This window comes from Streptomyces sp. NPDC001401 (assembly GCF_042895385.1).
GTDB lineage: Bacteria > Actinomycetota > Actinomycetes > Streptomycetales > Streptomycetaceae > Streptomyces.
Genome location: NZ_JBIAWI010000035.1, coordinates 1 through 25386 on the forward strand (window position 1 = coordinate 1; position 25386 = coordinate 25386).

At 68.5% G+C, this 25386-nt stretch carries 21 protein-coding genes and 3 pseudogenes; 10 read left to right on the top strand and 14 right to left on the bottom strand.

Features of this window, described 5'->3' with window-relative positions; genetic code table 11:
• Both ACFY10_RS53340 and ACFY10_RS53345 read right to left on the bottom strand, forming a co-directional pair.
• Positions 1 to 260, bottom strand: a pseudogene (locus ACFY10_RS53340) (hypothetical protein); the annotation flags it as partial.
• 568 nt (positions 261 to 828) lie between these two features.
• Complete coding sequence (locus ACFY10_RS53345) at positions 829 to 1104, bottom strand: hypothetical protein (RefSeq protein WP_390672685.1); 276 nt, start codon at positions 1102 to 1104, stop codon at positions 829 to 831.
• A 498-nt stretch (positions 1105 to 1602) separates the two neighbouring features.
• Here ACFY10_RS53345 and ACFY10_RS53350 point away from each other — a divergent pair, with 498 nt between their 5' ends.
• Entirely contained in the window at positions 1603 to 2562 is a 960-nt protein-coding gene (locus ACFY10_RS53350; RefSeq protein ID WP_390672686.1) for an ArsR/SmtB family transcription factor, read from the top strand.
• Positions 2563 to 3588: 1026 nt separating this feature from the next.
• On the opposite strand, the gene ACFY10_RS53355 is transcribed toward ACFY10_RS53350, so the two are convergent.
• Both ACFY10_RS53355 and ACFY10_RS53360 read right to left on the bottom strand, forming a co-directional pair.
• On the bottom strand, positions 3589 to 3882 hold the full coding sequence (locus tag ACFY10_RS53355; RefSeq protein WP_390672687.1) for a hypothetical protein: 294 nt from the start codon (positions 3880 to 3882) through the stop codon (positions 3589 to 3591).
• A gap of 125 nt (positions 3883 to 4007) precedes the next feature.
• Positions 4008 to 4574: a hypothetical protein gene (locus ACFY10_RS53360; protein ID WP_390672688.1), complete on the bottom strand. Its 567-nt coding sequence runs from the start codon at positions 4572 to 4574 to the stop codon at positions 4008 to 4010.
• Between the two features lie 547 nt (positions 4575 to 5121).
• Between ACFY10_RS53360 and ACFY10_RS53365 the strand changes: the two genes are divergently transcribed.
• The 6 genes and pseudogenes from ACFY10_RS53365 (at position 5122) to ACFY10_RS53390 (ending at position 7374) form a co-directional block, all read left to right on the top strand.
• Positions 5122 to 5304 (top strand): hypothetical protein, encoded by a 183-nt coding sequence (locus tag ACFY10_RS53365; protein ID WP_390672689.1) that lies wholly within the window; start codon positions 5122 to 5124, stop codon positions 5302 to 5304.
• A 5-nt stretch (positions 5305 to 5309) separates the two neighbouring features.
• Positions 5310 to 5648 carry an ArsR/SmtB family transcription factor gene (locus ACFY10_RS53370; RefSeq protein ID WP_390672690.1) on the top strand — a complete coding sequence of 113 codons (339 nt, stop codon included), beginning with the start codon at positions 5310 to 5312 and terminating at the stop codon, positions 5646 to 5648.
• Entirely contained in the window at positions 5645 to 6121 is a 477-nt protein-coding gene (locus tag ACFY10_RS53375; protein ID WP_390672691.1) for an ATP-binding protein, read from the top strand. The genes ACFY10_RS53370 and ACFY10_RS53375 overlap by 4 nt, the downstream gene beginning before the upstream one ends.
• 72 nt (positions 6122 to 6193) lie before the next feature.
• A pseudogene (locus ACFY10_RS53380) lies at positions 6194 to 6307 on the top strand (DUF6126 family protein); the annotation flags it as partial.
• A 144-nt stretch (positions 6308 to 6451) separates the two neighbouring features.
• Positions 6452 to 6949 carry a hypothetical protein gene (locus ACFY10_RS53385; protein ID WP_390672692.1) on the top strand — a complete coding sequence of 166 codons (498 nt, stop codon included), beginning with the start codon at positions 6452 to 6454 and terminating at the stop codon, positions 6947 to 6949.
• Positions 6946 to 7374, top strand: a complete 429-nt coding sequence (locus tag ACFY10_RS53390) for a pyridoxamine 5'-phosphate oxidase family protein (protein WP_390672693.1) — start codon at positions 6946 to 6948, stop codon at positions 7372 to 7374. Before ACFY10_RS53385 ends, ACFY10_RS53390 begins: the two co-directional genes overlap by 4 nt.
• 121 nt (positions 7375 to 7495) lie before the next feature.
• Here ACFY10_RS53390 and ACFY10_RS53395 read toward each other — a convergent pair whose 3' ends face one another.
• The 7 genes and pseudogenes from ACFY10_RS53395 to ACFY10_RS53425 form a co-directional block, all read right to left on the bottom strand.
• Positions 7496 to 7945: a hypothetical protein gene (locus ACFY10_RS53395; RefSeq protein ID WP_390672694.1), complete on the bottom strand. Its 450-nt coding sequence runs from the start codon at positions 7943 to 7945 to the stop codon at positions 7496 to 7498.
• Positions 7946 to 8013: 68 nt separating this feature from the next.
• A complete protein-coding gene (locus tag ACFY10_RS53400) occupies positions 8014 to 14178 on the bottom strand; it encodes a DNRLRE domain-containing protein (RefSeq protein WP_390672695.1) in 6165 nt (2054 codons plus the stop codon).
• A gap of 529 nt (positions 14179 to 14707) precedes the next feature.
• Positions 14708 to 15232 (bottom strand): hypothetical protein, encoded by a 525-nt coding sequence (locus tag ACFY10_RS53405; RefSeq protein ID WP_390672696.1) that lies wholly within the window; start codon positions 15230 to 15232, stop codon positions 14708 to 14710.
• 213 nt (positions 15233 to 15445) lie between these two features.
• Positions 15446 to 15574 (bottom strand): annotated as a pseudogene (locus ACFY10_RS53410) (IS256 family transposase); the annotation flags it as partial.
• A 121-nt stretch (positions 15575 to 15695) separates the two neighbouring features.
• The gene (locus ACFY10_RS53415; RefSeq protein WP_390672727.1) at positions 15696 to 16220 is read right to left on the bottom strand and encodes an AAA family ATPase; all 525 of its coding nucleotides are present in this window, start codon (positions 16218 to 16220) and stop codon (positions 15696 to 15698) included.
• A 312-nt stretch (positions 16221 to 16532) separates the two neighbouring features.
• On the bottom strand, positions 16533 to 17078 hold the full coding sequence (locus tag ACFY10_RS53420) for a hypothetical protein (RefSeq protein WP_390672697.1): 546 nt from the start codon (positions 17076 to 17078) through the stop codon (positions 16533 to 16535).
• Between the two features lie 246 nt (positions 17079 to 17324).
• The gene (locus ACFY10_RS53425; protein WP_390672698.1) at positions 17325 to 18956 is read right to left on the bottom strand and encodes an ISL3 family transposase; all 1632 of its coding nucleotides are present in this window, start codon (positions 18954 to 18956) and stop codon (positions 17325 to 17327) included.
• A 279-nt stretch (positions 18957 to 19235) separates the two neighbouring features.
• Here ACFY10_RS53425 and ACFY10_RS53430 point away from each other — a divergent pair, with 279 nt between their 5' ends.
• From ACFY10_RS53430 to ACFY10_RS53440, 3 genes are all read left to right on the top strand, one after another.
• Positions 19236 to 20120, top strand: coding sequence for a helix-turn-helix transcriptional regulator (locus tag ACFY10_RS53430; protein ID WP_390672728.1), 885 nt, complete (start codon positions 19236 to 19238; stop codon positions 20118 to 20120).
• Between the two features lie 465 nt (positions 20121 to 20585).
• Positions 20586 to 21986 carry an MFS transporter gene (locus tag ACFY10_RS53435; protein WP_390672699.1) on the top strand — a complete coding sequence of 467 codons (1401 nt, stop codon included), beginning with the start codon at positions 20586 to 20588 and terminating at the stop codon, positions 21984 to 21986.
• Positions 21987 to 22155: 169 nt separating this feature from the next.
• Positions 22156 to 22446, top strand: a complete 291-nt coding sequence (locus ACFY10_RS53440) for a hypothetical protein (RefSeq protein WP_390672700.1) — start codon at positions 22156 to 22158, stop codon at positions 22444 to 22446.
• Here ACFY10_RS53440 and ACFY10_RS53445 read toward each other — a convergent pair.
• Genes ACFY10_RS53445 through ACFY10_RS53455 form a run of 3 tightly spaced genes read right to left on the bottom strand, consistent with a single transcriptional unit; the run spans position 22424 to position 25385 of the window.
• The gene (locus ACFY10_RS53445) at positions 22424 to 24040 is read right to left on the bottom strand and encodes a type VII secretion system-associated protein (protein WP_390672701.1); all 1617 of its coding nucleotides are present in this window, start codon (positions 24038 to 24040) and stop codon (positions 22424 to 22426) included. The genes ACFY10_RS53440 and ACFY10_RS53445 overlap by 23 nt on opposite strands.
• Positions 24037 to 24969, bottom strand: a complete 933-nt coding sequence (locus ACFY10_RS53450) for a hypothetical protein (RefSeq protein ID WP_390672702.1) — start codon at positions 24967 to 24969, stop codon at positions 24037 to 24039. Before ACFY10_RS53450 ends, ACFY10_RS53445 begins: the two co-directional genes overlap by 4 nt.
• Positions 24963 to 25385: a hypothetical protein gene (locus ACFY10_RS53455; RefSeq protein WP_390672703.1), complete on the bottom strand. Its 423-nt coding sequence runs from the start codon at positions 25383 to 25385 to the stop codon at positions 24963 to 24965. Before ACFY10_RS53455 ends, ACFY10_RS53450 begins: the two co-directional genes overlap by 7 nt.
• Position 25386 lies beyond the last annotated feature (1 nt).

Below are 25386 nucleotides of genomic sequence, written 5' to 3' on the forward strand. Positions count from 1 at the left end.
CGGACGAACCCGCCGCGTCCGAAACGCAGCAAGCCGTCAGCTGCGACACCGGGACCAGCCCAACTGACTTGATCCACAGGTCTTGACGATTTCTCCCGAGTCTGACGGATACCTTCGCGGCGCTGTGCCTCAGTGGTGGCATCGACCTGGATCCGAGCAGCGTGGGCGTTGCCCCTGCTGGTCAGCCAGCTCGCCAGCGAGCTGGCCGAGATCGCCGTCACACCAGTAAGGCCAGCGATGAACAGCGAGTTGTCAGGCATGCTCAGGAGTCTCTCCAAGAAGGCCCCACGGCAGCCACCGCTTCCGTATGCGTACCTGTGTGATTTCGGCGTTGTGTCCGCATGCCCTCAAGCAACGCCCCGAACGGGTTCACTCACCAGGGAGTTCGGCATAGGCGGACGGCGGTCTTGGCGTGATCCTTCGTGCTGACCAGAGCGCGAGTTTCACCAGCCCCAAGACCGCCGTCGGCGGTGAGTCTGCTGTATCAGGATGTCCAGAGGGAAGTGTTCGCTTCGGCGTCACACTTTCGGGACGACTTCTACGCGTGCCTGCACGCCCGCCGTGACGAACTGTTGGAGCTGACCGGCGCTTGCTCTGCGCGGACGGTCCCGTGGCCGTGCAGGTGGACCTGACGCTGCTGGCCGAGCACTGTCGCGGGCACGGAGCCCCGTACGTGGCCTTGAATCATGGCCGAACGACGAGACCCAAGCCCTCTTCGCCGGCGGCGACGAAGACCCCCTCGCCGCCCACCACGCGGCCGTCGGCGTCAACCCTGACGCCCGCCTTTGAGCCGGGGCGAAGGTGCCGACCGGCCGTACGGTACAACCGTCAGCGTTGCTGAGCGAAACCGCACCACCTGGCCACGTAGGCGAGCTTGCCGTCTTTATCGGCCACGCGCACCCACGCATTGCTACGCAGCCCGCTGCTCCCGTCTGCGTAATTGCAGGTGTACCAGCCGGCCGTGACCGTCGAGCCGCAGTCGGACTTCTGGTACCAACACCAGGCGCCCTGGCTGCAACTCGACAGGTGTCCGACGATGGTGCCGCTGGTGCTCGCCGAGCTGCGGATATTGAGAGCACAGTCGTTGCCGGGATTCGGCGTCATATACCAGTGTGTTCCTGTCGGTCGCACGGATTCGGCGCCGTTCGCGTCCGCGGTGGCTGATCCCGCAGAGCCGACCATTGCACCAGCCGCGATCGCGGTGGCCGCCAAGACTGCAAGAACTCGCATATTAAGGGTGCCCTTCCGTGGTGGTACGTCTACGCGGTCTGTTGCGATACCGAGGCCGAGTCGGTCTCGCCCGTGCCTCGGACAGGTCTGTGCGCGGTCCGGAGGCGGGGGACCAGCTGTCCGTGCGCCCCGGGCCAACAGCCCGGGGCGCACACTCCCCCCGCTTCCCCCCTCTCCCGGATCTGCCTGACCGGGAGTAGTTACAGCCTGGTGCCTCGCCGCGGACTGGATCGACGTGATTCGGTCTGGACCGAACAAGGACAAAGCGGAACGATCATCACTGCTGCGTACGCCTTGCCGAGGGGGACCATGGTCTTTCGCATTCACTTCACAGCCGAGGACTTGGCGCGTACGAAGGTGGCCGCAGCGCCCATGCCGCTCGTGGAGCTGAAGGCGGCCGCACGCACCTTGCAAGACCGAAGCGAACCGGCCCGGTTGAACGGCTGGCGAAGGCATTCCCTGGCGCAACTGTCTCCCGGGGCACGCCTGGCACTGGATTTCATCCCGTCTGTGGGTTGGTCCCCCACGTTCATCGGTTCGCCACAGGTCGGTTCACCAGAGGAACTCATCGAGCAGGTGCGCGCCACACCGGCCAGCCGGATACGGACGGCACTGGACACGATCCTCCCTCAGCACCGGCCCTCTTCAGTCCCGTCTTTGACGGGCCACCTCACCGACGCAGCTTTCCTTGCCCGTCTTTGCGATGGTCTCGGCGACCTCTACGAGGTTCTGCTCAGTCCCTACTGGCCAGAGATAGCCGACGCCTTCACAGCCGACCGGTCAGCGCGTATGCGCCAGCTGCTGCACGGAGGCATGGAGCAACTGCTCAGCCAAGCCAATCCGCACCGTATGCGCTGGAAACTCCCGGTCCTGGAAATCCCCACCCGCGGTGACAACCACGAATACAACCTGCACCTGGAGGGCCGAGGCCTGCTGCTCGTGCCCTCAGTCATGATCACGCGGCCTGCCCTCTACTACGACGCCGATCCCCAGCCCGTTGTCACCTACCCAGCACGTTACGACCAGCCGCTGCTCCGGCTGACCGCCTTCGTTCCCAAAGCCGCCCCCATCCGAGGCAGCGCGCCGGTCGCCCTACTGCTCGGCCACACCCGAGCGGCTGTACTGACCACCGTTGCCGAGCGCCCGGGGTGCACAACGAAGGAACTCGCCGCCTTCACCGGGCTGGCCCCTTCCAGCGCCAGCGAACACGCCACCGTCCTGCGCGAATCCGGGCTCATCACCACCACGCGGCACCGCAACACGGCGCTGCACAGCCCCACCCAGCTAGGGCTCAGCCTTTTGAACCGCACGTCAGGTAGGTCGTCTATCTGAAGCGAGGGGCTTCGGCGGACCGTTCCGGACTCACGGTCACCAGGCGCCGGCCGACCGATTGATGAGCAAGATCGATTAGCGCGGCGTCGCAGCCGGTTCGCCGCCACATCGTGCTCGTAACACGGTGTCAGCCGCAATGCTTATCGGCGAATAGCAGAGGAGGGCCCCGCCCTCGTGTGCGCGAGGCAATCGAGGCCAGCCATGGCACTCTCGTCCAGGGTGGGTGCTGGAGCGCGAGGAATCCGAGCGGCAGGCCATCCATGACCGCCTCAACGACGGACGATCACTGTCCGAGTGAATCGCCACCTGCCTTCGTGCACCACAGGTGTTGCGCCCGCTACGGTCGTGCTGACCGCTTCTGAGCTGCATGCACTCGAACCGCACGCTCGCGGCGCCCCAGAGAGCCCGCTGTGCCCCGCCTGCCGGGCGAGCGAGGAACGGGCCACCGGAGACGTACCCCCTTGATCGGGCATCCCTCTCTCGGCCCCTTCATCGTGGCTTCGGGACCATCTCCGCCCTGGCGCACAGCGGCGACGCGCTGCGTGGAGGCGGCTTGTCCTCTTCGTGGCCGCTTTCTTCGCCGTGATCTTCTTGGTGGTCTGCTTCGTCGCTACGCCTCTTGGCCGCGGCCTGGTTCGGTAGTCCGTGCGCCTTGGTCTGTGAGCTCTGGCCGAGAGAAGCCTCTGCCTTCACTCACTGGATGCTGAAGAATTTACCTAAAAACTATTGACTCGGCGCATATTCCATGGAAAGTGATTACTAGACCACAACACTGAAAGAGCCGCAAAACCGGTCAGGACGTCTAGTCGGCGGAGTGGCTTGGACAGGATGTGGTTCAGGCCCCCGGCAAGCCGGCGCGACACCGAGGCAACAGTGACGACTGAAGCTTCAAGACACGCGCAGCACTACCGGGGACTGTTTTGCCCTCGCAGCCTTCGCGCGAGCCCGACCGCGGCGTGAAGGCGTTGCTGCGCTTGCGCTCCGCGGAGCCGAAGAGCGCAAAGCCTGTCTCCGCGGCAGGATCGGTCACTCTGCATCGATGTCGGGTTGGATCTCCACGGTGAAGGCCGCACCCTCGGGGCCGTCACCTGCCTTGTCCTCCCAGACGATCACGCGCACGTGCCTCTGTCCGGTGCCGCGCACCTCCCACTCGGTCACCAGGTCGGTGACGACGAGGGCGGCGACGTACTCGGCGGCCTGTTTGGGATCGTCGGTGATGATGGTCCCCCGCCACCGCTCGGGAGGGCTGCCGTAGGGGTGCCAGCCCTGCGAGCCGTGCGGCTCGTCGACCCGGTACACCCAGCCCTTATCGGTGCCCATGGCGCCGATCTTTCCACTCAAGGAGCACAGGCGCCGCATCGGATCGACAGTCGCCGAGCTGGGGCCGCGCCATCGTCGAGCGCAACCGTGCCATCGGGCGACGCGCCGGACGGACGATTCTGTGGTCAACCGGTCTTCCCGCCCCGGCGCGTGTCGACCCGCTCCCACTCCACGTCCCATTGCCGCATCCGCCGCCGGTCCAGGCACCCGCGCGCGAGGCGGGCCCCGGCCAGGACCACGCCACCCGCGCCCACCGCAGCCAGGGAACCCACCATGGCCGCCTGTACTGCCACCTCCCCACGCGACGCCGGCTTCGATGTCAGGGCGCCACGCTCGTCCGTCCACACCATGACCCGGGCCCCGGCCGGGGCGTCGACCGGCACCCTGGCCTGGCCCGTGCGTGCCGAGCCGTCCGGCGCCCGCCAGCGCACGGTGGCCCACACTCGGTCCCCGTATGCGGTCGATGTGGCGTGCACACCGGCCGCGTCTTCGACGAGCGAGGCCGACACGGGGTGCCGTTCGACGTGCTGCCGGTCGAGCACCCGCTGTACGCCGTCCGCCGCGGCTACTCCCGCGAGCAGGGCGCCTGTCAGGGCCAGGAGGATCCAGGCTTCGGCGAGGTCGCTGCCGCGCCGGAGCGGATTGCGTCGCCACCGCCACAGCCCGACCTTTGTACGCTGTGTCCCGGGCATCCCTCGACACCCCCTGACGGGTGCTGACAGCGTCGTAGGCACCCAGTTCAAGTGTGGTACCGGAAACGTTTCAGTGCTCCCGCGCGAGCCGGCGCGCGGCGGTGGGGGAGCGTGGTGGGTGCGGTCGCCGCCGGAGTAGGTCGGCGTCAACGGCGGCGACCGCAGGACGCGGGCGAACGGCCTGACGGCCGGGCGTCCCGCGCCCCTCCGCCCCCGCCGGCGGCCGGGGTGGGTGGGAGTCATCCCGGCGGGCCACGCTCGCCGCAGGGGCGGACACCGGAACCGTGGGACCGCCCTGGCGCATGGTTCGGGTGCTTCCTGTCCGCCGTGCCGGTGTCCCCGGTTCCACTTGTGGAGACTAGACCCGGCCGCCAACGGTGGACAGGGGCAATTCCGGCGCCGGGGTCACCCGGCCGGAGTCCGCCCGCGCACGATGGGGCGTGCCGCTGGTCGCAGGAGTTCAGGCAGCCTCCCGCCCACTAGGCTTGAAGAGTTTCTCAATTCGCTAGTTGCCATGTCGGACAAATCATGGGGGAGGTGGTCCTCGGTGGGTGGGTTCACCGAGGCCGTACTGGAGCGGGTACGCGCGGCGCGTGCCGCACTGTCGGTGGCCCTAAAGGACGAGGACGCCTACGAGGTGGCCAAAGCGCAGGACGAGCTGGACGACGCGCTGCGCGTGGCGGGCCGGCACGGCATCGATGCCGGCGCGGACGCGGCGGACGAGGGGTGACCGGGATGCCGGTTCCGCTGTACGAGGCGAAGGCCGCGTTCTTCCGTATGCCCGGCCATCCCGTGCGCATCCGGGTGCTGGAGCTGCTGCAGGACGGGCCGATGTCGGTGCGCGACCTGCTGGCGGCCATCGAGGTCGAGCCGTCGAACCTCTCGCAGCAGCTGGCGGCGCTGCGCCGCTCCGGGATCGTCACCGCCACCCGCACCGGGTCGACAGTCATCTACGAGCCGGCCGACGGCGACGTCGCAGAGCTGCTCGCCGCGGCCCGGCGGATCCTGTCCATGCTGCCGGCCGGGCGCCAGGACCTGCTGGCCGAGCTGCGCGGAACGGAGCTGGCCCGGTGACCGGCGACGCCCGCCGCTTCCGGATGCCGTGGCACCGCCGCCAGCCCGCCGCGCACGTCGAGCACGTCCGGCCGCCGGTGCGGCGGCACGTCGCCTCGGTGCGGGTGGGGCCCGACGCAGTACGGGAGGCCCGCGAGAGTGTGGCCGGGTACTTCGCCCAGGCCGGTGTCGCCCCGGACTCCGCCTTCGCGGACGCGGTGCTGCTGGTGGTCAGCGAGCTGGTCACCAACGTGCTGCGGCACGCGGCGCACTCGCCGTTCGCGGACGTGGGGATGACTGTCGCCGGTGACACGCTGGTCGTCAGCGTCGCGGACACCGAGCCGCGTCTGCCAGATCTCACCCTCGAAGGCATGGGCGCCGGACTACGGATGGTGGCCGAACTGGCCGCCGACTACGACGGAGAGCTCAGCGCAGAGCCGGCCGTCGACCACGACGGCAAGGTCGTCCTCGTCCGGTTCGAGATCCCCCAGTAGGCGCGAGCCGGACAGAGATAGAGAGCTGACACGGTCAGCGACGCCAGGAACGGCAAGCCCCAGGACGCGGAGAGCCAGAAGGAGCGCGGTGTCGCGCTGCGCGCCGGCTTCTACATCTTCGGCACGCACCCGTTCGCCGGGTTCATGTGGCTGTTGTTCTGCCTCGGCGAGCACGCGAACAAGTAGCCCAGCACGGCAGCGCCCCGAGCGACGGGATCCGGGTTGCGCAAGGGCCAAACGGCCCCCTGCCCGGACCCCGGTCGGCCCTGGTGCACGTTTCCGTGCCTGGAGATGATCAAGCACGCTCGTGGGGAGAAAGGACAGCCGGGGTTGATCGCTGTTGTGGGACATCCCGATCTCAGCGCGCCGACGCTCGCGCTGCTGGAAGAGGAGCTGCGTTCCCGGCTGGCCGGCTTCGCCAAAGCGGGCAGGGCGGGCCTGGTCCGCGCGGGGAAGGGGCTGCCGGTGGCGTTCGGGCGGGCCGCCCGCACGGCGGGGCTGGCGCTGGTGACGGTACTGCCGTCGTACAACGGCGTGCCCGCGCAGCTCACCGAGCCCGACCGGAAGGCGGCCGGGGAACTGCTGTTGCTGTCGGAGCAGGTGCGGCTAGTGGAATACGACCCCGGCGACCGCGGTGCCTGCGTGGCCGCGGACGAGAGCCTGCTGCGCAGTTGCGCCCGCGTGCTGGCGGTGTGGGACGGCTCGCCGTCCACCGGCCGGGACGCGACGGCCCACCTGGTGGCCTACGCCCGCAGCCACGGCGTCGATGTCGAGGTGCTCTGGCCCTCGGGGGCCGCGCACCAGGCCGTCTGCGGGGAGCCGTCGTGACCGCTCAGCCCTCTGCCTCCGCTCCGGGTGCCCGGATGATCGAACTGGACCGGGAGCAGTCCCTCAAGCTCCTGGCCGGTGTGTCCATGGGACGCGTGGGCTTCACCCACCAGGCCCTGCCCGTGATCCGGCCGGTCAACCACGTCGTGACCGACGACGGCGACATCGTCATCCGTACGCACGCCGGGGCCGCGCTGCTGGCCACCGCATCGGCGTCGGAAGTGGTGGTGTACGAGGCCGACCGGATCGACGAGGACACGCACACCGGCTGGAGCGTGATGGTCACCGGCACCGCGAGCCGCGTGACGGAACCACAGGTGCTCTCCCGTTATCACGCCGAGCTCACGCCGTGGATCAACACGGAGATGGAGCACGTGGTCCTCATCCGAGCCGAGCTGGTGACCGGCTACCGACTCGTGCGCTGAGACCGCCGGGCCGGACGGGCCAAGAGACAACGGACACCTCGACAGCAGCGGCGGCCTTCGATTTCGCACGCTGTGCCTATGGTGCGGGACCATTCGTGGTGCCGCACCATAGGCCGTCTCATCAGAGCTGTGGTTCTGCGGTCAAGGAAGCCCCGTTAGTTCTTGCCGCCGCGAGGGCACGTTGGAGGGCCTCGTCGGGCAAGTCCACCCAGACTCGCACGTAAGACTCGATCGTTCCGAACAGCTGACGATCTGCGTGCCAGACTTCGGTGTTGATCACCCGGTGGGCTAGACGCGAGAAGTAAGCGACATGCTCATTGCGCGTCAGATCGAGTTCCACACCCATCAGAGGATCATGCCGCTTGATCAGGCGCCACCGGTGGGGTTTCTCCTGGTTCCGGGTGGCAATCTCAGACAGCTGCTGAAGAGCCTGTCTGGCCTGTTCGTCAATGATTGATTCATCGGTGTAGAGGTCGATGTAGACCTGGGCCCCGACTCTTGAGAATTCAGCAGCGATTTCCGAGAGGAAGATTTCCATGTCGTGCGGGGTCGCCGCGGAGACATAGCGCATGGCGCGGTTTCCATTCTCTCCGGGCTGGGCCCCTGCCGCCTGAGCGGTGGCAGGGGCCCAGACTTGGGCTAAGCCGGCGGGCAAACCCTTCTCGGGTAGCACGGGTACCGGTATCTGAACACCGGGGTGGCAAATATCGGAACTCCCCAGCGTCCCACGCCTCGGGCGAACCGGCTGCCCCATCTGGCCGCCCAGCGGAACGCGTTGCGGGCGAGGTAGTGCCGTTTACCTACGTTGAGGTGCCATCCGCTGTGCTTGTCGTGTTCGAAGCGAATGTAATGGTTGCGGAAGTGGAGTCCGGGACGCCCGTCACGCATCACCAAGTGCCGGTTGCTCTTGTTGAAGAAGAGACACTTTGTATGCGTGCAGCCCAGCGCGTGCTTGATCTTCCCCCACCAGCCCCATCGTCCGTCCAAATCGTAGCAATTGACCGGATCAGCGGAGCAGTAGTCATAGGCGGTGGCGTTGCCGCCCGGGACGGGGTCCACGGAGAGGAAGCGGCCGGCCGTGGAGTCGTACAGGCGGACTCCCATGAGGGTGGCGCCCGTGACGGTTTCACCGGAGCGCAGCTTGCCACCGAGCCAGCCGTAGCGGACCGATGTGGTGTCCCCCTCCGGGACTCCGTACTCATCGAAAGCGAGTGCGGTCGGCGACTGGGTTGTATCCAAGGGGAGTTGGATGGTCACACTGCCGTGGATGTCGGTCAGCTCCAGGACGGTGTTGCCGGTGGCGCTGGTCACGGCGCCGAGGTCCGAACCGATGCCCTGGACGTTGCGGCTGATGGTGCCACTGGTCTCCTGGATCCAGTCCGGGCTGTCGCCGTCGGAGCCGTAGTGGTTGGTCTTGGATCCGGTCTGGGTCCAGGTGCCGTCGCTGCCCTGGGTTTCGGTGGTCCAGGCGGCGAGGCGGCCGGCCGCGTCCAGGCTCCAGGTCTGCCGGCTGGTGCCGGAGGTCTGCTGGCGGACGAGGTCGTTGGCGTAGTAGCCGACGCTCGCGCCGGATGCCTGGGTGGTGGTGCGGCCGAGGGCGTCGTAGACCGTGCCGGAGGTGACCAGCCGGTCGGCGCTGTCGTAGGAGTTCGACGTGGTGGTGGCGCCTGTGCTGGTGCAGGCCGCGCCGACGTCGCTGGTCGAGGTGGCCAGGGCGCTGCGGTTGGTGTTGTCGTCGAGGGTGTAGTCGCGACGGGTGCAGGCGCCGTCCGGGTCGGTATCGTCGGCCCTCGTGAGACGTGCGGCCGCGTCGTAGGTGTAGGCGCGGCTGCGGCTCTGGCCCGCGGTGTCGGCATCGCCCACGACCTGGCCGTGGACGCTCTCGTCCGTGGTGTCGGAGGCGACGACGCTCCCGTCGCTGTCGCGGGTGTAGACCCGGGACGTCTCCGCTCCGGTCTCGTCCTGGCTGACCGTCAGGGTGTAGCCGCCGGGGAGGGACTCGGTGGCCACTTCGCCGTCCGCGTCGTAGGTCGCGGCGAAGGCGCCGGCCACCGAGTCGGTGCGGGAGGTTTCCAGGCCGCGCGGGTCTTTGGACGTGTCGTAGGTATAGGTGGTGGTGGACGGGGCAGAGTCGGTGGTCTTGATCACGCGGCCGAGCGCGTCGAACTGCGTGGCGGCCGTGTTGCCCGCGCCGTCGTTGTAGGAGATCTCCCGTCCGAGCTGGTCGTAGGTGTGGGTGATGGTCTGCCCGTTCGAGGTGACCGTGGCCACGTCACCGCTGTCGGCGTCGTACGTGGTCGTGGTGTCCGGCACCGCGGTGCCCACCCCGCCGCTGACGGCCGTGCTCTTGATACGGCCCGCGTCGTCGTAGGTGTTGGTGGTGGTGCGAGTGACCGAGTTCGCGGTCTCCGTCGTCTTGGCCGTGTTGCCCCACCGGTCGTACTCGATGGCCTTGGTGGGTAGTTCGCTCGGGTTGGAGCCGCCGTCGGTGATGGTGCCGGCCGGTCCGGTGGAGCAGACTAGGTCGGCCCACTCCGGCTTGCCGTTGCAGGCGCCGGTGCCGGTGGCCGAGTAGTACGTGGTCACCGTGGCCCCGGCGTCCGTGCCGGACGACTTCGGCAGGGCGGTCTTGATGATCCGGCCCTGGGAGTCGTACGAGGTCTTGGTCTTCAGCGCCAGCCCGGACGGATCGCTGATCGTGGCCGTGGGCAGGCCCTTGACCCAGTCGTACTCGGTGGCCGTGGTGCGCACGTCCGCGTCGGACGGGTAGCCGTCCACGTACGCGCCCACCTTGGTGGTGGTCACCTGGTTGGCGACGGTGGCCGTGCCGTCGGTCGGACGCCCCTCGTCGTAGGTGTTCACGGTGTGCCGACGCGCCGGGACCTGGGTGCCCGCCGGCAGGTCCGTGCCGCCGGTGCCCGCCTTCAGCGAGGAGGCGAGGGTCACCTGGTGCAGCGGGCCGTACTCGTCCGTCTCCCGCAGACCGTCGGAGGAGTACACCGAGCGGGTCGACAGCAGCTCCGCCCGGTCGGCGGCCGTCATCTGGTCGATGCTCAGCGCAACCTGCTCCGCCAGCCCGTCACCGGAGGTGGCCAGCGCCAACTCCCGGTTCCCGGAGGTGAGTTCACGGACAGTGTTACCAAAACGGTCGTACTCGGTGGTGGTGATGTGGCCGCCCGGCGAAGCGGTGTTGACCTCACGCCCGGAGGCGTCGGTGTAGGTGACGGTCGCCCGCTTGTAGTCGGAGGCCGCCAGGTCACTTCCGGTGTTGGATGCCGGTACCGAGTCCGCGGGGAAGACCGCGGTGGCATCCGTCGGCACGTCGCTCTGGCCCCAGGCAACCACGTCCGAGGTGCCCATGGCGTTGGGCGCCTTGCTACCGCTCAGCGGCACGTCGTAGACCACGCTGGTGGTGGCCGTCGTGCCGTCGGTTGTGCTCTTCGTTCCCGCCGTCAGGTTCGGCCGGGAGGCCGACAGCAGCATCCCCGAACCCGCGGTGGCGGCACTGCCCGCCTTGCCGTAAGTGAACGTCCAGGCCAGCTCGCCCGGCGGGGTCATGGTGGCGACCCGTCCGGCGGAGTCGTAGGTGTACGCCGTCTTCAGCTCGGGGCTGATGCGCGGGTCCCACTCCTGGCGCAGGCGGCCGGAGTCGTCGTAGGCGTACTGCGCCACCACTGTGGCGGTCGCCGCCGACGCGCCCGGGTCGGTGGCCCACTGCTTGATCTGCTGGACCTGCCCGTTGTAGTTGCCGAAGGCCGAGCTGGTGGCGGTGGTGGAGGTGGCGTAGACGAACTCCAGCATCCGGCAGCCCCTGGCCGACGGCGTGGTCTGGCACGTCGACGCGCTGACCGCGGAGGTAGGAGCAATGATGTACTTGGAGCGGACCAGCGACTTGCCGCCGGAAACGACGGTCTCCGGGACCACCGTGGTGGTGGAGTTGTCTGTGGCCAGCTTGCTGGTGGTGACCTGCCAGGTGGTGGGCGCCGGGTCACCGGGCGCCACCGTGGGCTTGGCGAATACCGTGGTGGTGCCCTCGTCGTCCGTGAGGGTCAACGTGCCGGACAGGACGCCGTTGGTGAGGGTGCCGCCGCTCAGGGCCAAGTCCTCCGAACCCGGCTCGGGCTTCCACCCACCGGAAGAGGTCGCCGTGAACCCGGTCTGGTCACCGTCGACGTCGACCAGCGCCACCGAGGTGGACGAGGTCTGCTTCAGATACGCCCAGTCGGAGTCGGTGATTTCGGCGGTGGTGCCGGAGGTCCACTGCGGACCGAAGATCGCCACCTGGCCCTCGGCGTCCGCACCTGCGGTCGGGCGGCGGGAAGAGGCAGTACGAGAGACCGACAGGTCGAAACCGGAGGCATCCGTGTCGGAGAGGGTGAAGTCACCGGTGAGGGTATTCACCGAACCGGGACCGACGTCATCGCTCGGGGCGGTACCCGCGTTGCGGTCCACGGTGATCGTGTGGGGCTGCGAGTAGGCCGTCGTTGAGCCGTCGGTGAAGGCGGCCCTGACATCGACCGGTCCGTCCTCCGACAGCGACGTGGTCACATTCCAGGTGAGCGCCGCGGGCGAACCACTGGTGACGGTGACCGGCCAGGCAGAGACGGCCGAGCCGTCTGAGGACTTGGTGACGTCGGAGACCGGGACACTGTGCCAGTCGTCGGTCTCGCCGCGCCGGTACTGGTAGGTGACGCCGGTGTAGCTGGTCTTGCCGGTGGAGGTCAGGCTGACCCGGCGGGCAACACTGTCGCCGTCGCCCGGGGTGAGCAGTCCGGCGCCGTCGCCGACGCCGAAGGCATAGGTCGTGGTCGTTGAGGAAAGGTTTCCGCCGGAGTCGATGGTCTTGGCGTACAGCTTGTGCCAGTCCTCACCCGGCTTGATCGTGATCGTCAGCGGGTCACCGCCCGAGCCGTCGGTGGTGTCGTAGACCCGGCCCGGCACGGAGGAGTCGTCCAGGCCCCAGTAGTAGCCCATGCCGTCGGCCGAGGTGGTGTCCAGCGTGCAGGTCGCGCCGCTGTCCGCCTTCGCCGTCCACGTGTTCTCGCTGTACGGGGCGCAGGTGATGGTGGGCGCGGCGGGCAGTCCGGTGTTCAGCGCGAACGTTGTGTAGCCGGACCAGGAGCCGTAGTCCGTGCCGTCGTAGCCGCGCACCCGAAAGCGCAGGTGCTTGGCCGCGGGGAACGCGGAGGCGGAGGGGATGGTCAACTTCGCCGTCGACCCCGAGGCCACCGACGCCGACGTGCCGGTGTAGGAGTAGGTGGTGTCCGCGTACACGGGGTCGGCGGTGACCTCGAACTGGCCCTTGACGGTGGAGCCGTCGGCGTCGGTGACCTTGGCCGACAGAGTCGGCGTCAGCGACGTCACGTACAGCTTGCCGTTGTACGGATTGGGGAAGTTCGGCGAGATGGCGGCCGAGGCGGTGGTGGCGTACGAGTTGTAGGTCACCACCAGCTTCGGCGCGTACCCGGAGGTGGTGTAGTTCGCCGACCGGAAGCGCCGCCAGGTGGTGGAGTCACTCTCACTGTCGGCGCGGACCTGCAGGCCGTAGTTGGTCGAGCCGTCCGCCCACGCCTGCACGATCGACTGCAGGTTCCAGTTCGACCAGTTCGCCGCGCAGCCGGTGTAGCCCCAGTGGCCGGTGTTGGAGGCCATGCCCGTGGTCGTGGTCGACGGCTGCGCGCCCCAGGTGATCGACGACGAGGACCACGAGGAGGTGATCCGCTTCGCCACCGTGGCCGCACCGGAGGTGGAGCAGGTCGCCGAGTAGTAGTTGTACAGCGACATCGTGGCCGCGGTGATGTGCTTGCCGGCGAACTTCGACACGTCGAACTTCAGGTACGAGCGCGCCGTGTCCGTGCCGCCGTCGTAGGTGCCCGACTTCAACTCCTGCGAGGAGACCTGGGAGTCGGGGTAGTCCGGGTTCTGCACCCAGGTGTCGGTGGTCACCGCCAGCGTCGAGGTGGGGTCCACGGTCACCGGGTAGGTGGCGGTGGCCAGGAAGTCCTTGTCCGGGGTGAGCACCAGGGTCTGGGAGCCGTCCGACGCGGTCTCGATCTTCGTCGTGAGCTGCTCCCGGTGCGCCGACTCGCCCGACGCCTCGTCCTTGGAGGCGTCCCACATCATCGGCGCCGGGGCCTCGGCCACCAGGTCCCCGTCGCCGTTCTTCAGCAGCAGGTGCCCCGAGTCGGCCTGGGACAGCTTCAACCCGTCCAGGTTCAGCGGGATGCGGTACGAGAGCGTGTCATCGTCCGGTCGCTGGGTGAGCTCGATGTTCTCCGAGAAGCCCTGCGCCAGCGCGGTCACGGACAGGGTCTGGCCGCTGCCCAGGTCGTAGGAGGCAGTGCTGTTCTTTACCAACGGCGTGGGCAGTTTGTCCTGCCAGCCGAGTCCGAAGGACTCTCCGCCCTTGGTCACCGACGCCAACTGCGTGTCCCCGCCGTCGGAGACCGCGACGTCGGCGGCCGCCGCCTTCGGCGTCAGATCCGAGCCTGTGTCGGACAGCGAGGTGTCGATGTCCTTCCACGCACTGCCCTGCTTGACCCGCACCGGCCCCGCGTACGCCTGCGTCTCCAGCTCCCCGCTAGGCAACGCGTACGTCGTCGAGTCGGCCGTCCGCGCCGACAGCACCTCGATCTTCCGGTCCTGCAGCCGGGCCATCAGCACCGCGGACGCCTCGTCCTGAGCCTGCGCAGGCCCCGACGCCGTGTCTGAGCCGGTCTGTGTGGTCTCGGATGCGATGGTGGCGGTTTCCGACGCGAATGCCAGCCCGGTGTCCAGCGACACCAATGTTGCCTCGGTAGCCATGGCCATTACCACGCCGAGAGCTATCTGCCGCAGTCGACGCGACCGCTGGACGCGTCTTGCTCGTGACCCACGCGGGATCACGGGTCTGTGACGCATGGTCAAGCCCCTCTCAGTATCAGCTATCTGATCGGTCAACCGATCGCGCTGATCATGCAGATCGCGGAGGGGAGGGGCTTGAGAAGCTGTCATTTAGGTCAAGCATTGGTAAAATCATGAAAGGTGTGGCCAACTGGGTTGCTTGCCGATTTTATGTAGAGTGTCGCTTTTGTTCGGCAGGCGGAGCCTGGAATCGGTGCGCGAGGTTACGTGTGTATACCAAAGAGGTTCCGTCTTAACGTTCAAGATTTTTCAAAGACGTGAAGGAATATAGGGATGGATGTGACTGAAGTGCACAGATCGCAATGGAAGTGCGTAGGGGTCAGATAGTTGCTCCAGTTGCCCATCGTGATCTTGTGTCTTGTGGCAGCGAGGTTGAACGGGTAACTCCCGGCAACGGGAGTGCCCTGGCCTGGCCGGATGCGCCGTGGCGTTACGTGTTCCGGCAGGCCCTGGCTTTGAACTCCGCTACGGGGGCGGTACCTGCCGATTCGTCGCCGTTGTCCGAGATCTTGTCGTAGCGGACTTTTCCCGGCGTGAGCCGGTCCCAGTCGACCAGAGCGAAGGAGACGCTGCTCGATGACCACGAGTCGTCCTTGGTCCAGCCGTAGAGCGCGTAGGTGATCTTGACGGTGAGCGGAGCGAGGGATCTGGTCGCGGTCCAGCCGGCGCCAGGAGAATCGAGGGTCCAGGTAGTGAGACCTGCCCTGAGGGGGCGGTCGGCGGTCCATGAACCGACCGTGACCGTCTTGTCGACATCGGCGCTGTCCACGTAGAGGGTCGCGCCATCGATCTGATGTCCGCAGACCATCATGACGCCGAGCAGATGGCCGTCGCCGGTCACGGAGATGCCGGCGACGGCATCGACGGGAACCGTGCACCCCGAGGTTGCGGCCAGGGCTACGCCGACCGCGGTGGCGCCGACGAAGTGCCGGAATACCGTCGCCGTCTGGGACATTGCTGGCTCCTACCCGCTTGGGTAACCCGCGGCGGGGCCATCGCTCCGCACGGTGACTTCGATTCCACCGGCCCGCCTTGCCTGTTCCCTCCTGTGCCCAATTCCACCACGTGCTTCGGCAGCCAGGTTCGAACAGGACCGTCCTCATAGATCATCAGGACTTCTGGAGGACTAGCGGGAGAAGTAGTCAAATCCTGTGGATCGTGGGGCAGTTCAGGCTGCGTGAGCTTCGGGGTGTTCGACGAGTTCGCCTCGTTCGAAGTGGGCCCCTGCTCGGACGAGGGCGACGAGGTGGGGTGCGTTCACGGCTCGCCAGCGGGCCTGGGCGGACTCGCCGAGCTTGAAACAACTCCTCCTGCCACGAAACCATCGCCGCCCCCGGCAACCCATCCCTGGACACGACGATCCGGCAAACCACCATGCTTGGCCCCGGAGCTGAGCCGCACCTGGGCCGGGCTGGCAGTCACGCGAACGAGGGCCACCGATCGGCGGCCCACTCCCACCAACCCGACCACCCCGGAGGCGGACCGCCGACCTCATGCCCATCGAGTTCCGGGGCGTCGGGCTCCTCGAACAGCGTCCTCCAGTGCGAGAGGTCCGCCTCGCTCATGGGGAAGGTCTGATCCGGGGTGGTCGACTGGCGACGGGCAATCCTGGCGCGTTGGGTCTGATGGTCCACCGGCACGTACACAAGGTGACAGGACGCGCCCACGGACTCCACCAACCAACGGATCGCGGACCTCTCGTCACGGGACCAGCATCCGAAATCCAGCACCACGTTGGTTCCCAGCCTCAGCGCCTCCAGACCAAGCCAGAGCAGCCGTCCTTCCAGCACATCGCGCTTCCCGTCCGCCTCCGGCTCGCCGAACAGCGGAATCATCCACTCGTCCGGTGTCAGCCGCAGCGCGTTGTGCTCCTTGGCCAGCTGCCGGGCCCTCGTGGTCTTTCCGGCCCCGGGCAGGCCGACGGTCAGGAACAACGTGGTCACACCCAGATCGTTCAAGGAAACCAGCTGGAGGACAACTGCTTTCCCTGCCGAGATCTCCGGGCCGCGTCGCGGCCCGGGCAGCGTGGTCATGCCGGTGTCGAGAGACGCATGTCTCCCGGGTTCTCTGCAGTCGAACGAGAACGTGAACGCCTCTACGCCCATGCCGACCAGCACACCTTCCAGCTGACGGCCTGACCGACGATCTCACTGCACGAGAGCCACAAGACCATGGCTCCCGACGGTGGCCCAGCAGATGCCCGTGTTCTGCTCGTTGGACGCCGGTGACCAGTTTCCGTTGTAAGTGCACGACGATCAGCGGGTGCGTTGATCACCCCACCAGGGCAGGATTGGAGGCAGGTCGCTCAGGCATCCGGCGGGCCGTTTGGGCTGTGGAGACTCGCCGTCGTCACCATCCCAGCGGCGGCCGTACTGATCGGGAAGCGCGCCCCAACCCCAGTAAGGAGCCGGGCGGCTCGGAGTGTCGCCGAGAGCCTCCAAAGGGTCGATGCGCTTCTCGCCCACCGTGCACAGATGCGCCCAAGCGTCTCCCATGTCGAAGACGTAGGCGAACTGCTCGCCAGCCTCCAACCTGCTGAGCTTGGTGGCGCGGCCGTCCACAGTGTCATCACGGGGCTCGTCTCCCCACCAGTCCAACGGGCTGACTCCGGTTCCGCCAGCCAGAGTGAACAGGTGTAGGTGGGACAGATCCCACCTACCGAACGCAGCGTCAACGGCTTCGGCAAGCTGAGCGAAGGAATGGGAGCGTGCGGCCGCGAAGATCCGTCCGGGACGCGGCCAGATATCCGCGCCACCCCCGGACACGAGCTCTACACGGATGGACAACCATGTGCGCGCCACGACGGCTACTCCCCACGGACAGGTAACCGGACCACGGCATAGGCTACAGAGCGTCACTGGCCGGTGGGGAATCTTTATGGCCGTAGGCGGGGAATCTACTGGCTCACTGTCAACCCACCAGACCCTGCGGGGCATGCCCCGCGTGCGCCCAGAACTACGACCGGAGCGCCCTCGATGACACTCACAGGTGGCTCTGACGTCGTGCAACGGGCTCTGTCCCAGATCTTGGGGAGCGGTCGCGGAGGGTCACTGGAGCAGGATCAACTTGCGGAGTAGTTCGAATCCGGCTCGGCCGTAGAGCTGCCTCTTGATCTTTTTCACGCGTGTCACGGCGCCCTCGGTGCCGCCAGAGCTCCATTGCAGGGCCAGTCCGGCGATCACGGCCTCGAGGTCGGATGTCAGCCCGCGGGCGAAGCCGGTGATCCCGGGCAGCTGCGCGGCGCGGGCGGTGTTGATCCAGTCCGGCAAGTCAGCACCGGTGCGCTTGGTGAGCATTTGGGCGAAGTCCCGTACGAGCTCATGGGTTTGTTCAAGCTCCGGGCAGCCGGCGAGCACGGTCTTGAGCTGCCGGTTCTCGTCCTCGGTGAGGGCGTCGGGGTGCCGGGTGATCCAGCCGACGACGGTGCGGACCGAGGGCGCTGCGGCGGCCGGGGTGGGCGCATCGGGCCATTGCAGGCGGCTGCGGGCCCAGTCTCGCAGGGTGCTGTAGGGCACCGGATGACCGCGGCTTCCGAGCTCTTTGCGTAACTCGATGATGGTGATCTTTCCGGCGGTTTCATCGATGCGCCGTTGCAGGTAGGGCTGATGCATGTCGAGGCGGCTGGTGCGGGAGCTGCGTCCGGTGACCATGTCCTGCCAGCGGGCGGCGCGCGCGTACCGCTGGACAGTGTGCCGCCCCCAGCCCAGGTGGCGAGCGATGGCGCGGAGCCCCATCCCCTCGCTCAACAGGCCGTGGACCAGGGCGTGGTGGGCGCGCATCCGTTCGGCCCGCCGACCGGAAAGCAAAGCGAGTGAGCCGGGATCGACCGCAAAGGCCCCGTCGGCGTTCGCGCTGGCGACGGCCTGGTCCGGCTGCAGGGCGATGGAACGCAGGCAGTCGCGGTGCGCGGCGACGCACTTCTCGACGCCCTGGCCTAGGTTCTGCAGCAAGTGGTACCTGTCTGCAACCTGGAGTGCGTGCGGGGCTCCGAGCGCGGCGCCCTCAGCGTAGGCCCCGGCGCGGTCACGGCAGATCACCTCAACCCCGGGGTGGGCCACAAGCCACGCTGCCAAGGGCGCCGCTTCGCGTCCCGGCAGGACGTCGAGGGGCCGGTGGCGTTCGCCGTCCGTGATCACGGTGGCGTACGAGTGGCCTCGGCGGGTGGCGAAATCGTCCACGCCGAGCACCCGCGGCGTGGTGAACTGCGGATCCGGCAGCGCCATGACCCGGCGCAGCAGTGTCATCCGCCCAGCTCCAAGGCCCAGTTGGGCGGCCAGCCGGGCACCGGCCCGTCCTGCCAGCGCGAGCCCGACGCGCTGCAGCATGCGGTTCAACCGCAGGGTGAACCGCGCGTACGGGGCGGTCAATTGCGCGAACGGCTCGGCGAAGGTGCGGCGCGGACAGTTGGCGTTGCCGCAGATGAAGCGCCGGACCCGCAGCAGGATCACGACGCCTTGCCCACCGAGCGGGAGATCCTTCAACCTGCGCTGGTAGGAGTCGTGCACGCGGTCCGAGAACCGACCGCAGTCCGGACACACTGCTCCCTCCGCCCCGCCTCTCGCCACGATGTCGACCGTGCCGAAGTCAGCGGTCACCGCCTCGACGTCCACGTCGGCTATCCCTTCGAACACCAGCAAGTCCCAGAACGCTGAATCGGCCCGCATGACCAGCACCGTCACCGGCCGAAGCCAGGAACGACGAGGGTGCGTCAGGTACCTGATGGAGCGTCATCCACTTGCTCGGCGGCGAGGCGTACGCGGTCTCGCATGACGTCGACTCCAAGCGATCGAACGCCGCCGTACGCTTCTGTGACCGCTCTGCCATGATCTGCGCCAGGGCCGCCGAGAAACTCCGCTCCAGCCAGGGATGGCGCGCTCCTGATGCCTGCACCTGGCGGGGATAGGCGCCAAACGTCCGCAACTGCCATGCTGGCATGCATGGATCAGCGACAACACGGCATGGACCAGCGATCCGAACTCGGTACGTTCCTCCGCTCCCGGCGGGCCCGGCTCCAGCCGGAGGACGTCGGCCTCATCGACTACGGCGGCCGCCGCCGGGTGCCCGGACTGCGCCGCGAGGAACTCGCGCAGCTCGCCGGAGTCAGCGTGGGCTACTACACGCGGCTCGAGCAGGGGCAGAGCCCCAACGCCTCGGACGCCGTGCTGGACGCGATCGCCCGGGTCCTGCGCCTGAGTGAGACCGAGCGCGCCCACCTGCACAGCCTGGCACGCAACAAACCGCGTATCCGGCGCCGCACCCGGCCCGAACAGGTCCGCCCCGGCATCCGGCTGATGATCGACTCCATGGGCGACGTGCCCGCCCTGGTCCTGGGCCGGAGTGGCGACGTGCTGTACTGGAATCGCATGGCCCATGCCCTGCTCGCCGCGCACATCGACTTCGACGCACCGGCCCAGGCGGGCGGCCGCCCCAACGTGGCCCGCCTCGTCTTTCTCGACCCGCACACGCGTGAGCTGTATGCCGACTGGCGGACGAAGGCCCGGGACACCGTGGCCGACCTGCGCATGACGGCCGCCCGCTACCCCGACGATCCCCGGTTCACTGAGCTCGTCGGCGAACTCACCCTGCACAGCCCCGAGTTCGCCTCGCTGTGGGCCGCGCACACCGTGCGCCCCTGCGTGCAGTTCACCCGCGACTTCCAGCATCCCCTGGTCGGCGCGCTGACCTTGACCAACGAACTGCTCGACCTGCCGCACGATGAGGGACAGCGCGTCGCGGTCTTCAACGCCGAACCCGGTTCCCCCTCCCACGCGGCGCTCCATCTGCTGTCCGACCTGATCTCGACATCTCCGGTCGCTCAGCCGGAGACCGCGGTAGCCGACTGATCACCGGCTTCTGAACGTCCGCCGTAGCCTCGGGGCGCGCGGACTCCGCCCGGCCTGGCCGCGTCATCCCCCGTTGCTGCCAGGCCGGGCCTTTTCGCGTCCAAGACGCCGCTGCGGTAGGCCGACATCACAGGTCACGACGTACCGCGGTGCACCGCGCGTCAGCCGCTCACCGCAACCTCTGCCCGGATATCCGCCCCGCCTATGGCAACTCCGCACTGTGCGTCGGCCTTTGCTGCCTGCCGTTGGTGCGGAAGCACCCCGAGACGTTCACTGAGGATCGATGGTCCGATGCTCGGCTGGAGCCTGCACCTGCCAGGGGTATCCACCGCAGAGGGCTGGGTAGCGCACCCCCCGGGCCACAGGGTTGTTCTCACCCACCCAACGCTCATTCGTGAGAGGCATCCCACCATGGCGGTAACCAACACCCCCCATCGCGCTTCCGAAGCGCCCGACAAACTAGGCGTGCGGGGCTGGCTCACCCTGATCACGCTGTGCGGCGCAACCTTCCTGATCGCGCTGGACTTCTCGATCGTCACGGTGGCGCTGCCCGAGATCGGCCGCGACCTGAACTTCGCCACCGCCGGCGACCTGCAGTGGGTAGCCACCGCCTGCCTGCTGCCCACAGCGAGCCTCCTGCTGCTCTTCGGCCGCGTCTCGGACCTCGTCGGCCGGCGCCGCCTGTTCATCCTGGGCATCATCTTGTTCACCGGGCTGTCCCTCATGGGCGGACTCGCACCCAACCCCGCCGTCCTCATCACGGCCCGCGCCGGCCAGGGCATCGCCGCCGCGATGATCGGCCCCACCGCCATCGCCCTGATGACCGCCTCCTTCCGTGAAGGACCGCAGCGCACCAAGGCCCTCGCGGTCAACGGCGCCCTGCTCTCCCTCGGCTTCGTCATCGGCACCATCGGCGGCGGCCTCATCACCAGCGGGCTGAGCTGGCGCTGGACCATGCTGATCATGGTGTTCCTCGGTGCGGTCATCGCGCTCGGCGCGGTGGCCCTGCTGCCCAAGGACGGCGCCCGCATCGCCACCCGGCTCGACGTGCCCGGCGCCATCCTGGCCAGCGGCGGTCTGTTCGCTCTGGTCTACGGCATCTCCACGGGTGCCGACGCCGGCTGGACCAGCAGCTCCACGCTCGGCTCCCTCATCGCCGCCGTGGTACTCATCGCCGCCTTCCTGCTCGTCGAAGCCCGCCACCCGGCCCCCCTCGTCTCGCTGGAACTGCTCAACCGGCCCACGGTCAAGTGGAGCTTCGTCGTCGGCTTCGTCACCTTCGGCATGTGCGGCGGCACCACCGTGCTGCTCAGCCTCTACATGCAGGACGTCCTGGGCTACTCGGCACTGGCCACCGGCTTCGGCTTCCTCGCCGAAGGCGCCACCGCCCTGGTCGCCGGCACCATCGCATCGAAGCTGATCGGCTCACTGGGCACGCGTCAGATCATGGTTCTTGGCCTTCTGGTGCAGGCCGTCGGCACCGGCTTCATGGTCTTCCTGCCTGCGGACAGCAACATCCCGCTGCTGCTGGTGACCTCCGGCGCGATGGGCTTCGGGCACGTCCTGGCCGTCGTCGCCTTCATCACCACCCTCACCTCGGGCCTGCGCACCGACGAGCAGGGTGTGGCCGGCGCGCTCTCGCAGATGCCGCAGTTCGTCGGGGCCATCGGTGTGGCCGGGCTGGCCGCCATCGTCACCGCCCGCTCCGCCGCACTCGCCTCCACCACCACAGCAAAGCTCGCGACCCTCGGCGGCTTGCACGCCGCGACACTCACCGCAGGATTCGCATGCATCGGCGGCCTGCTCGTCGCGCTCACTCTGCTGCGCCGCGCGGCCCCCGCTCCGGAACCCGCGCCCGCGGCTTGAACCCGCTCGGCGGCACACCCCATCCGGTGAGCCGCTGAGCTCCCGGAACCCAGCGTGCCACGGCACCTGACCCTGCTTCAGTGACCCTCCGCGACCGCTCCCCAAGATCTGGGACAGAGCCCGATTGCCGACGTCGAAGCCACTCACAGGCTCCTGGCGGACCGCCGCCATGACCGCTGGCCGCCAGGCCGACGCCGAGCGCCGCCAGCGCGTGCCGGCAGCCCTGCAGCAAGCCCAGCAGAGCGGCGAAGAGATCACTGCCTCGGCTCTCGCCCGCCAGACCCGCGTTGACCGCACCTTCCTCTACAGTCACCGCGACCCCCTGCAAGTCGTCCACGCCGCACAACAGGCACCAGCTACGACCTCCGGAACCGGCTCCAAGGTCTCTGCGGCTTCGCTGCGCGCCGACCTCATCAAGGCCCAGGAGCGGTCCTCCGTCAGCGGCGCAGCCCCTCGGTAAACAGAAGGATCTGTGCTCTGTCACCGGGGTTGAGCAGGATGTCCACGCCTGCGGGCGCGATCTCCGGCAGAGTCTTTCCCAGTACGCGCTCCCAGCGAGCGGGTGGCAGGCGCCGTGTGTGGAGGGCCGCGGTGACGACCGGCAGACACGGCGTCCCGTTCGGGGCGGTTACCAGACGCGGTTGGCCTTGTTCGTCGCAGGCGACCTCGAGGACGGTGTGACGCAGTATCGCGAGGAGCCGGTCGACGGAGCCCTGGCCCTTGTAGAGGAGGCGCAGCAGCGCGTGCGTCGGATCGGTCGGCTTCGCCGCGCTGTCCGGCACGTAGTGAGGATTGGGTTCGAACGGCCCGCAGCGCCCGTCCTCGTCGAGCGGCCACCCGCCGACCACGAGGTCCGTGGGCAGGTCCCGGCTTCCGGATGGTCCCCGGAGTGCGAGGCCTTGCTCCGGCAGTACGTACCACTGTCCCTGCCGGATCGCGTCCGACAGGGGCGGGCCACTCCCGTCGGACACGGTCGCGGGGTCCTGTTGGTGTGCGGCTCCGGGTTCGGGGGCGGTGAGCCCGGCCCACATCGTGTCCTCGTCGTTCCCGGCCTCCTCCTCGTCCTTGTGGCGGTCCATGATCAGCAGAACGGCCTCCGGCACGCGAGCCCTGGCGGCCAGGCGCAGCCAGCGCAGGCCCTCCTCGGTGTCGCCATTCTCACCGTGAAGTCGGCCCAGGTGATAGGCGGCCTGCGCTGACGGCGAGGAGCCGGAAGGCCTGGGGACCCGCATCATGAAGCCATCGCCCCCGGCCGGCAGCGGGATGCTCTCCTGCCCCATGCCGTTGCCGGGTTTCCCCTGCCTGTCGAGCTTCTCGGCGGCGCGGGTGAGCCATCGCCGGGCCTGTTCGCGGTCACCGGTCGAGGCCAGCAGCCTCCCCAGCCGCAGTTCGCTGTCGGTGTCGCCCGAGCGTGCCGCCATGGTGAGCCAGTGCCGTGCGGCCGGCAGGTCCTGCGCGGGTGTCTCTTCCGCCAGGAAGGAGCCGAGCAGTGCGGCAGCCGACAGTTCGCCGTTCTCGGCCGACGTGCGCAGCCGGTCGTGTGCCTCGTGATGGCGCCCTGTGTCGTGCAGGAAAGTGGGGAGATGCAGGACGGAGGTGAGTTCCCCGCTCTCCGCAGCTCGCGCGTAGAAGCGTTCGGCGCCCTGGATGTCCCCGCGCTCCAGCAGAAGGTCGGCCATGTTGGCGGCCGCGAAGGGGCTGCCCAGCTCGGCGCCTCTGCGCATAACGGCCTCGGCCTCGTCCACCCGGTTCGACATGAGCAGGGCGACGCCCAGGTTGGTGACGGTCTCGGCGGAGGGTTTCTCGTCGCCAGCCAGGCGTAGGGCTTCGCGCAGTACCTGCGCGGCCTCCTCCGGGCGTCCCTGCCGCAGCAGCTTCTCGCCCACGGAGCTCAGTGTGCGTGGGTTCGGGGACTGGGCCAGCTGGCGTAGCAGGGTGTCCGCCTGGGTGTGGTCGCCGTGCTCGCGCAGCACGCGCTCGTGGAACAAGGCGAACTCCTCCGGCGTACGGGCCCCCTGATGGTCTCTCCGGGACGGTGACGTCTCCTCGGTCATCGGTGGCTCTCCGGTGCGTCGGGTGGTGGGGTGAAGACGGGAACCGGCGCGTCCGAGCCTCGCCACAGATAGGAGGTGAGGAGCTTGCCCGACTCACGCTCGTGCGCCGGGTCCGTCGGCAGGGGCCATCGCAGTGCCGTGTACAGGGCGGTGCGATGCAGGTCGTACGACGCCTCCAGGAGGTCCGCGAGCGCCGCGCACGGGCCGCGCAGAGCCCCGCGGTACACCGCCGCCGCGGCCACGGCGGCGACGGGCGCCGCCCATCCGGCCCATGGTGTCCAGACGACGAATGCGGCGGACCAGATCAGCGCGGAGACCGCGGAGTCCAGCGTGGCGCGGGCCCGGGCGATCTGGTCACGGACCTCGGCGGGCAGCACCAGCCACAGGTGGGGCCAGCATTTCACCGCGTCCAGGCCGTACTTCTGGTAGGGCCGCAGTTCCGCCGCGCGCAGGGTGTTGCCGACCCAGGTGGGCAGTTGCCGTTCGGGGGCGCCGGGGATGCGCCGCAGGGCGGCATCGGTCCGTACGAAGGCGTCGTACGTGTCCGGGGCGACGGGCTCCGCCGCGTCGCCCAGGGTGGCACGCAGTTGCTCCCAGCGTTCCCGCAGCCGGTACCGGCGGGCTTCCTGACGTGTTGTCGCGTAGCGCCGCAGTTGGCCGGGCCAGCCGTATCCCTCCAGGAAGGGCAGGACGGCGGGGGTCAGCCGGCGGACGGCGACCCCGGACAGCACGAGGGCGAGCAGTGCCGCGGCCACGACGAGGGCTTGAGTGCCTGGTGTGAGTGCGCGCAGACGGTCGACGGGGGAACGGCCGGTGCCCCAGGCTACGGCGGCGAAGCCGCCTGCCCAGAAGACCAGCGACTGGGTGCCGACCACCAGCCATTCATTGGCCAGGCGGCCCGCCACCGCGTCCAGGAAGCGGTTCAGCACGGCGGGGGGTCCTCTCGTACGAGGGGGTGGCCGTGGGTCGGGCAGCGGGGCGGGGGCTCGTCGAGGAAAGCCCGGTACCAGGCGAAGTCGCGCTCGGGGCAGGAGTATCGGGTGGCCGGGACCGCCTCGCCGAAGCCGGGCAGTGGCTGGTAGTCCCCCCGCTCGGTGTACCGGGGAGGGTTCCCGGTCTCCAGGAAGTGGGCCGCCCAGGTGCGGAGTTCCGGTTCGCTCTGCAGCACCACCAGGATCCGTTCGACGGTGCTGGCGTCGCCGGGGCGGGCCAGGGCCTGTGCCAGACATGTGTCCAGTTCCCGTCTGCGCTCGGCGGTGAGCGGGCTGATGAGCCGGGGAAGCTCCGCGCGGACGGCCCGGGCGCATTCGAGGATTCTCTCGTCGGACTCGTCGGTGGACGTCATC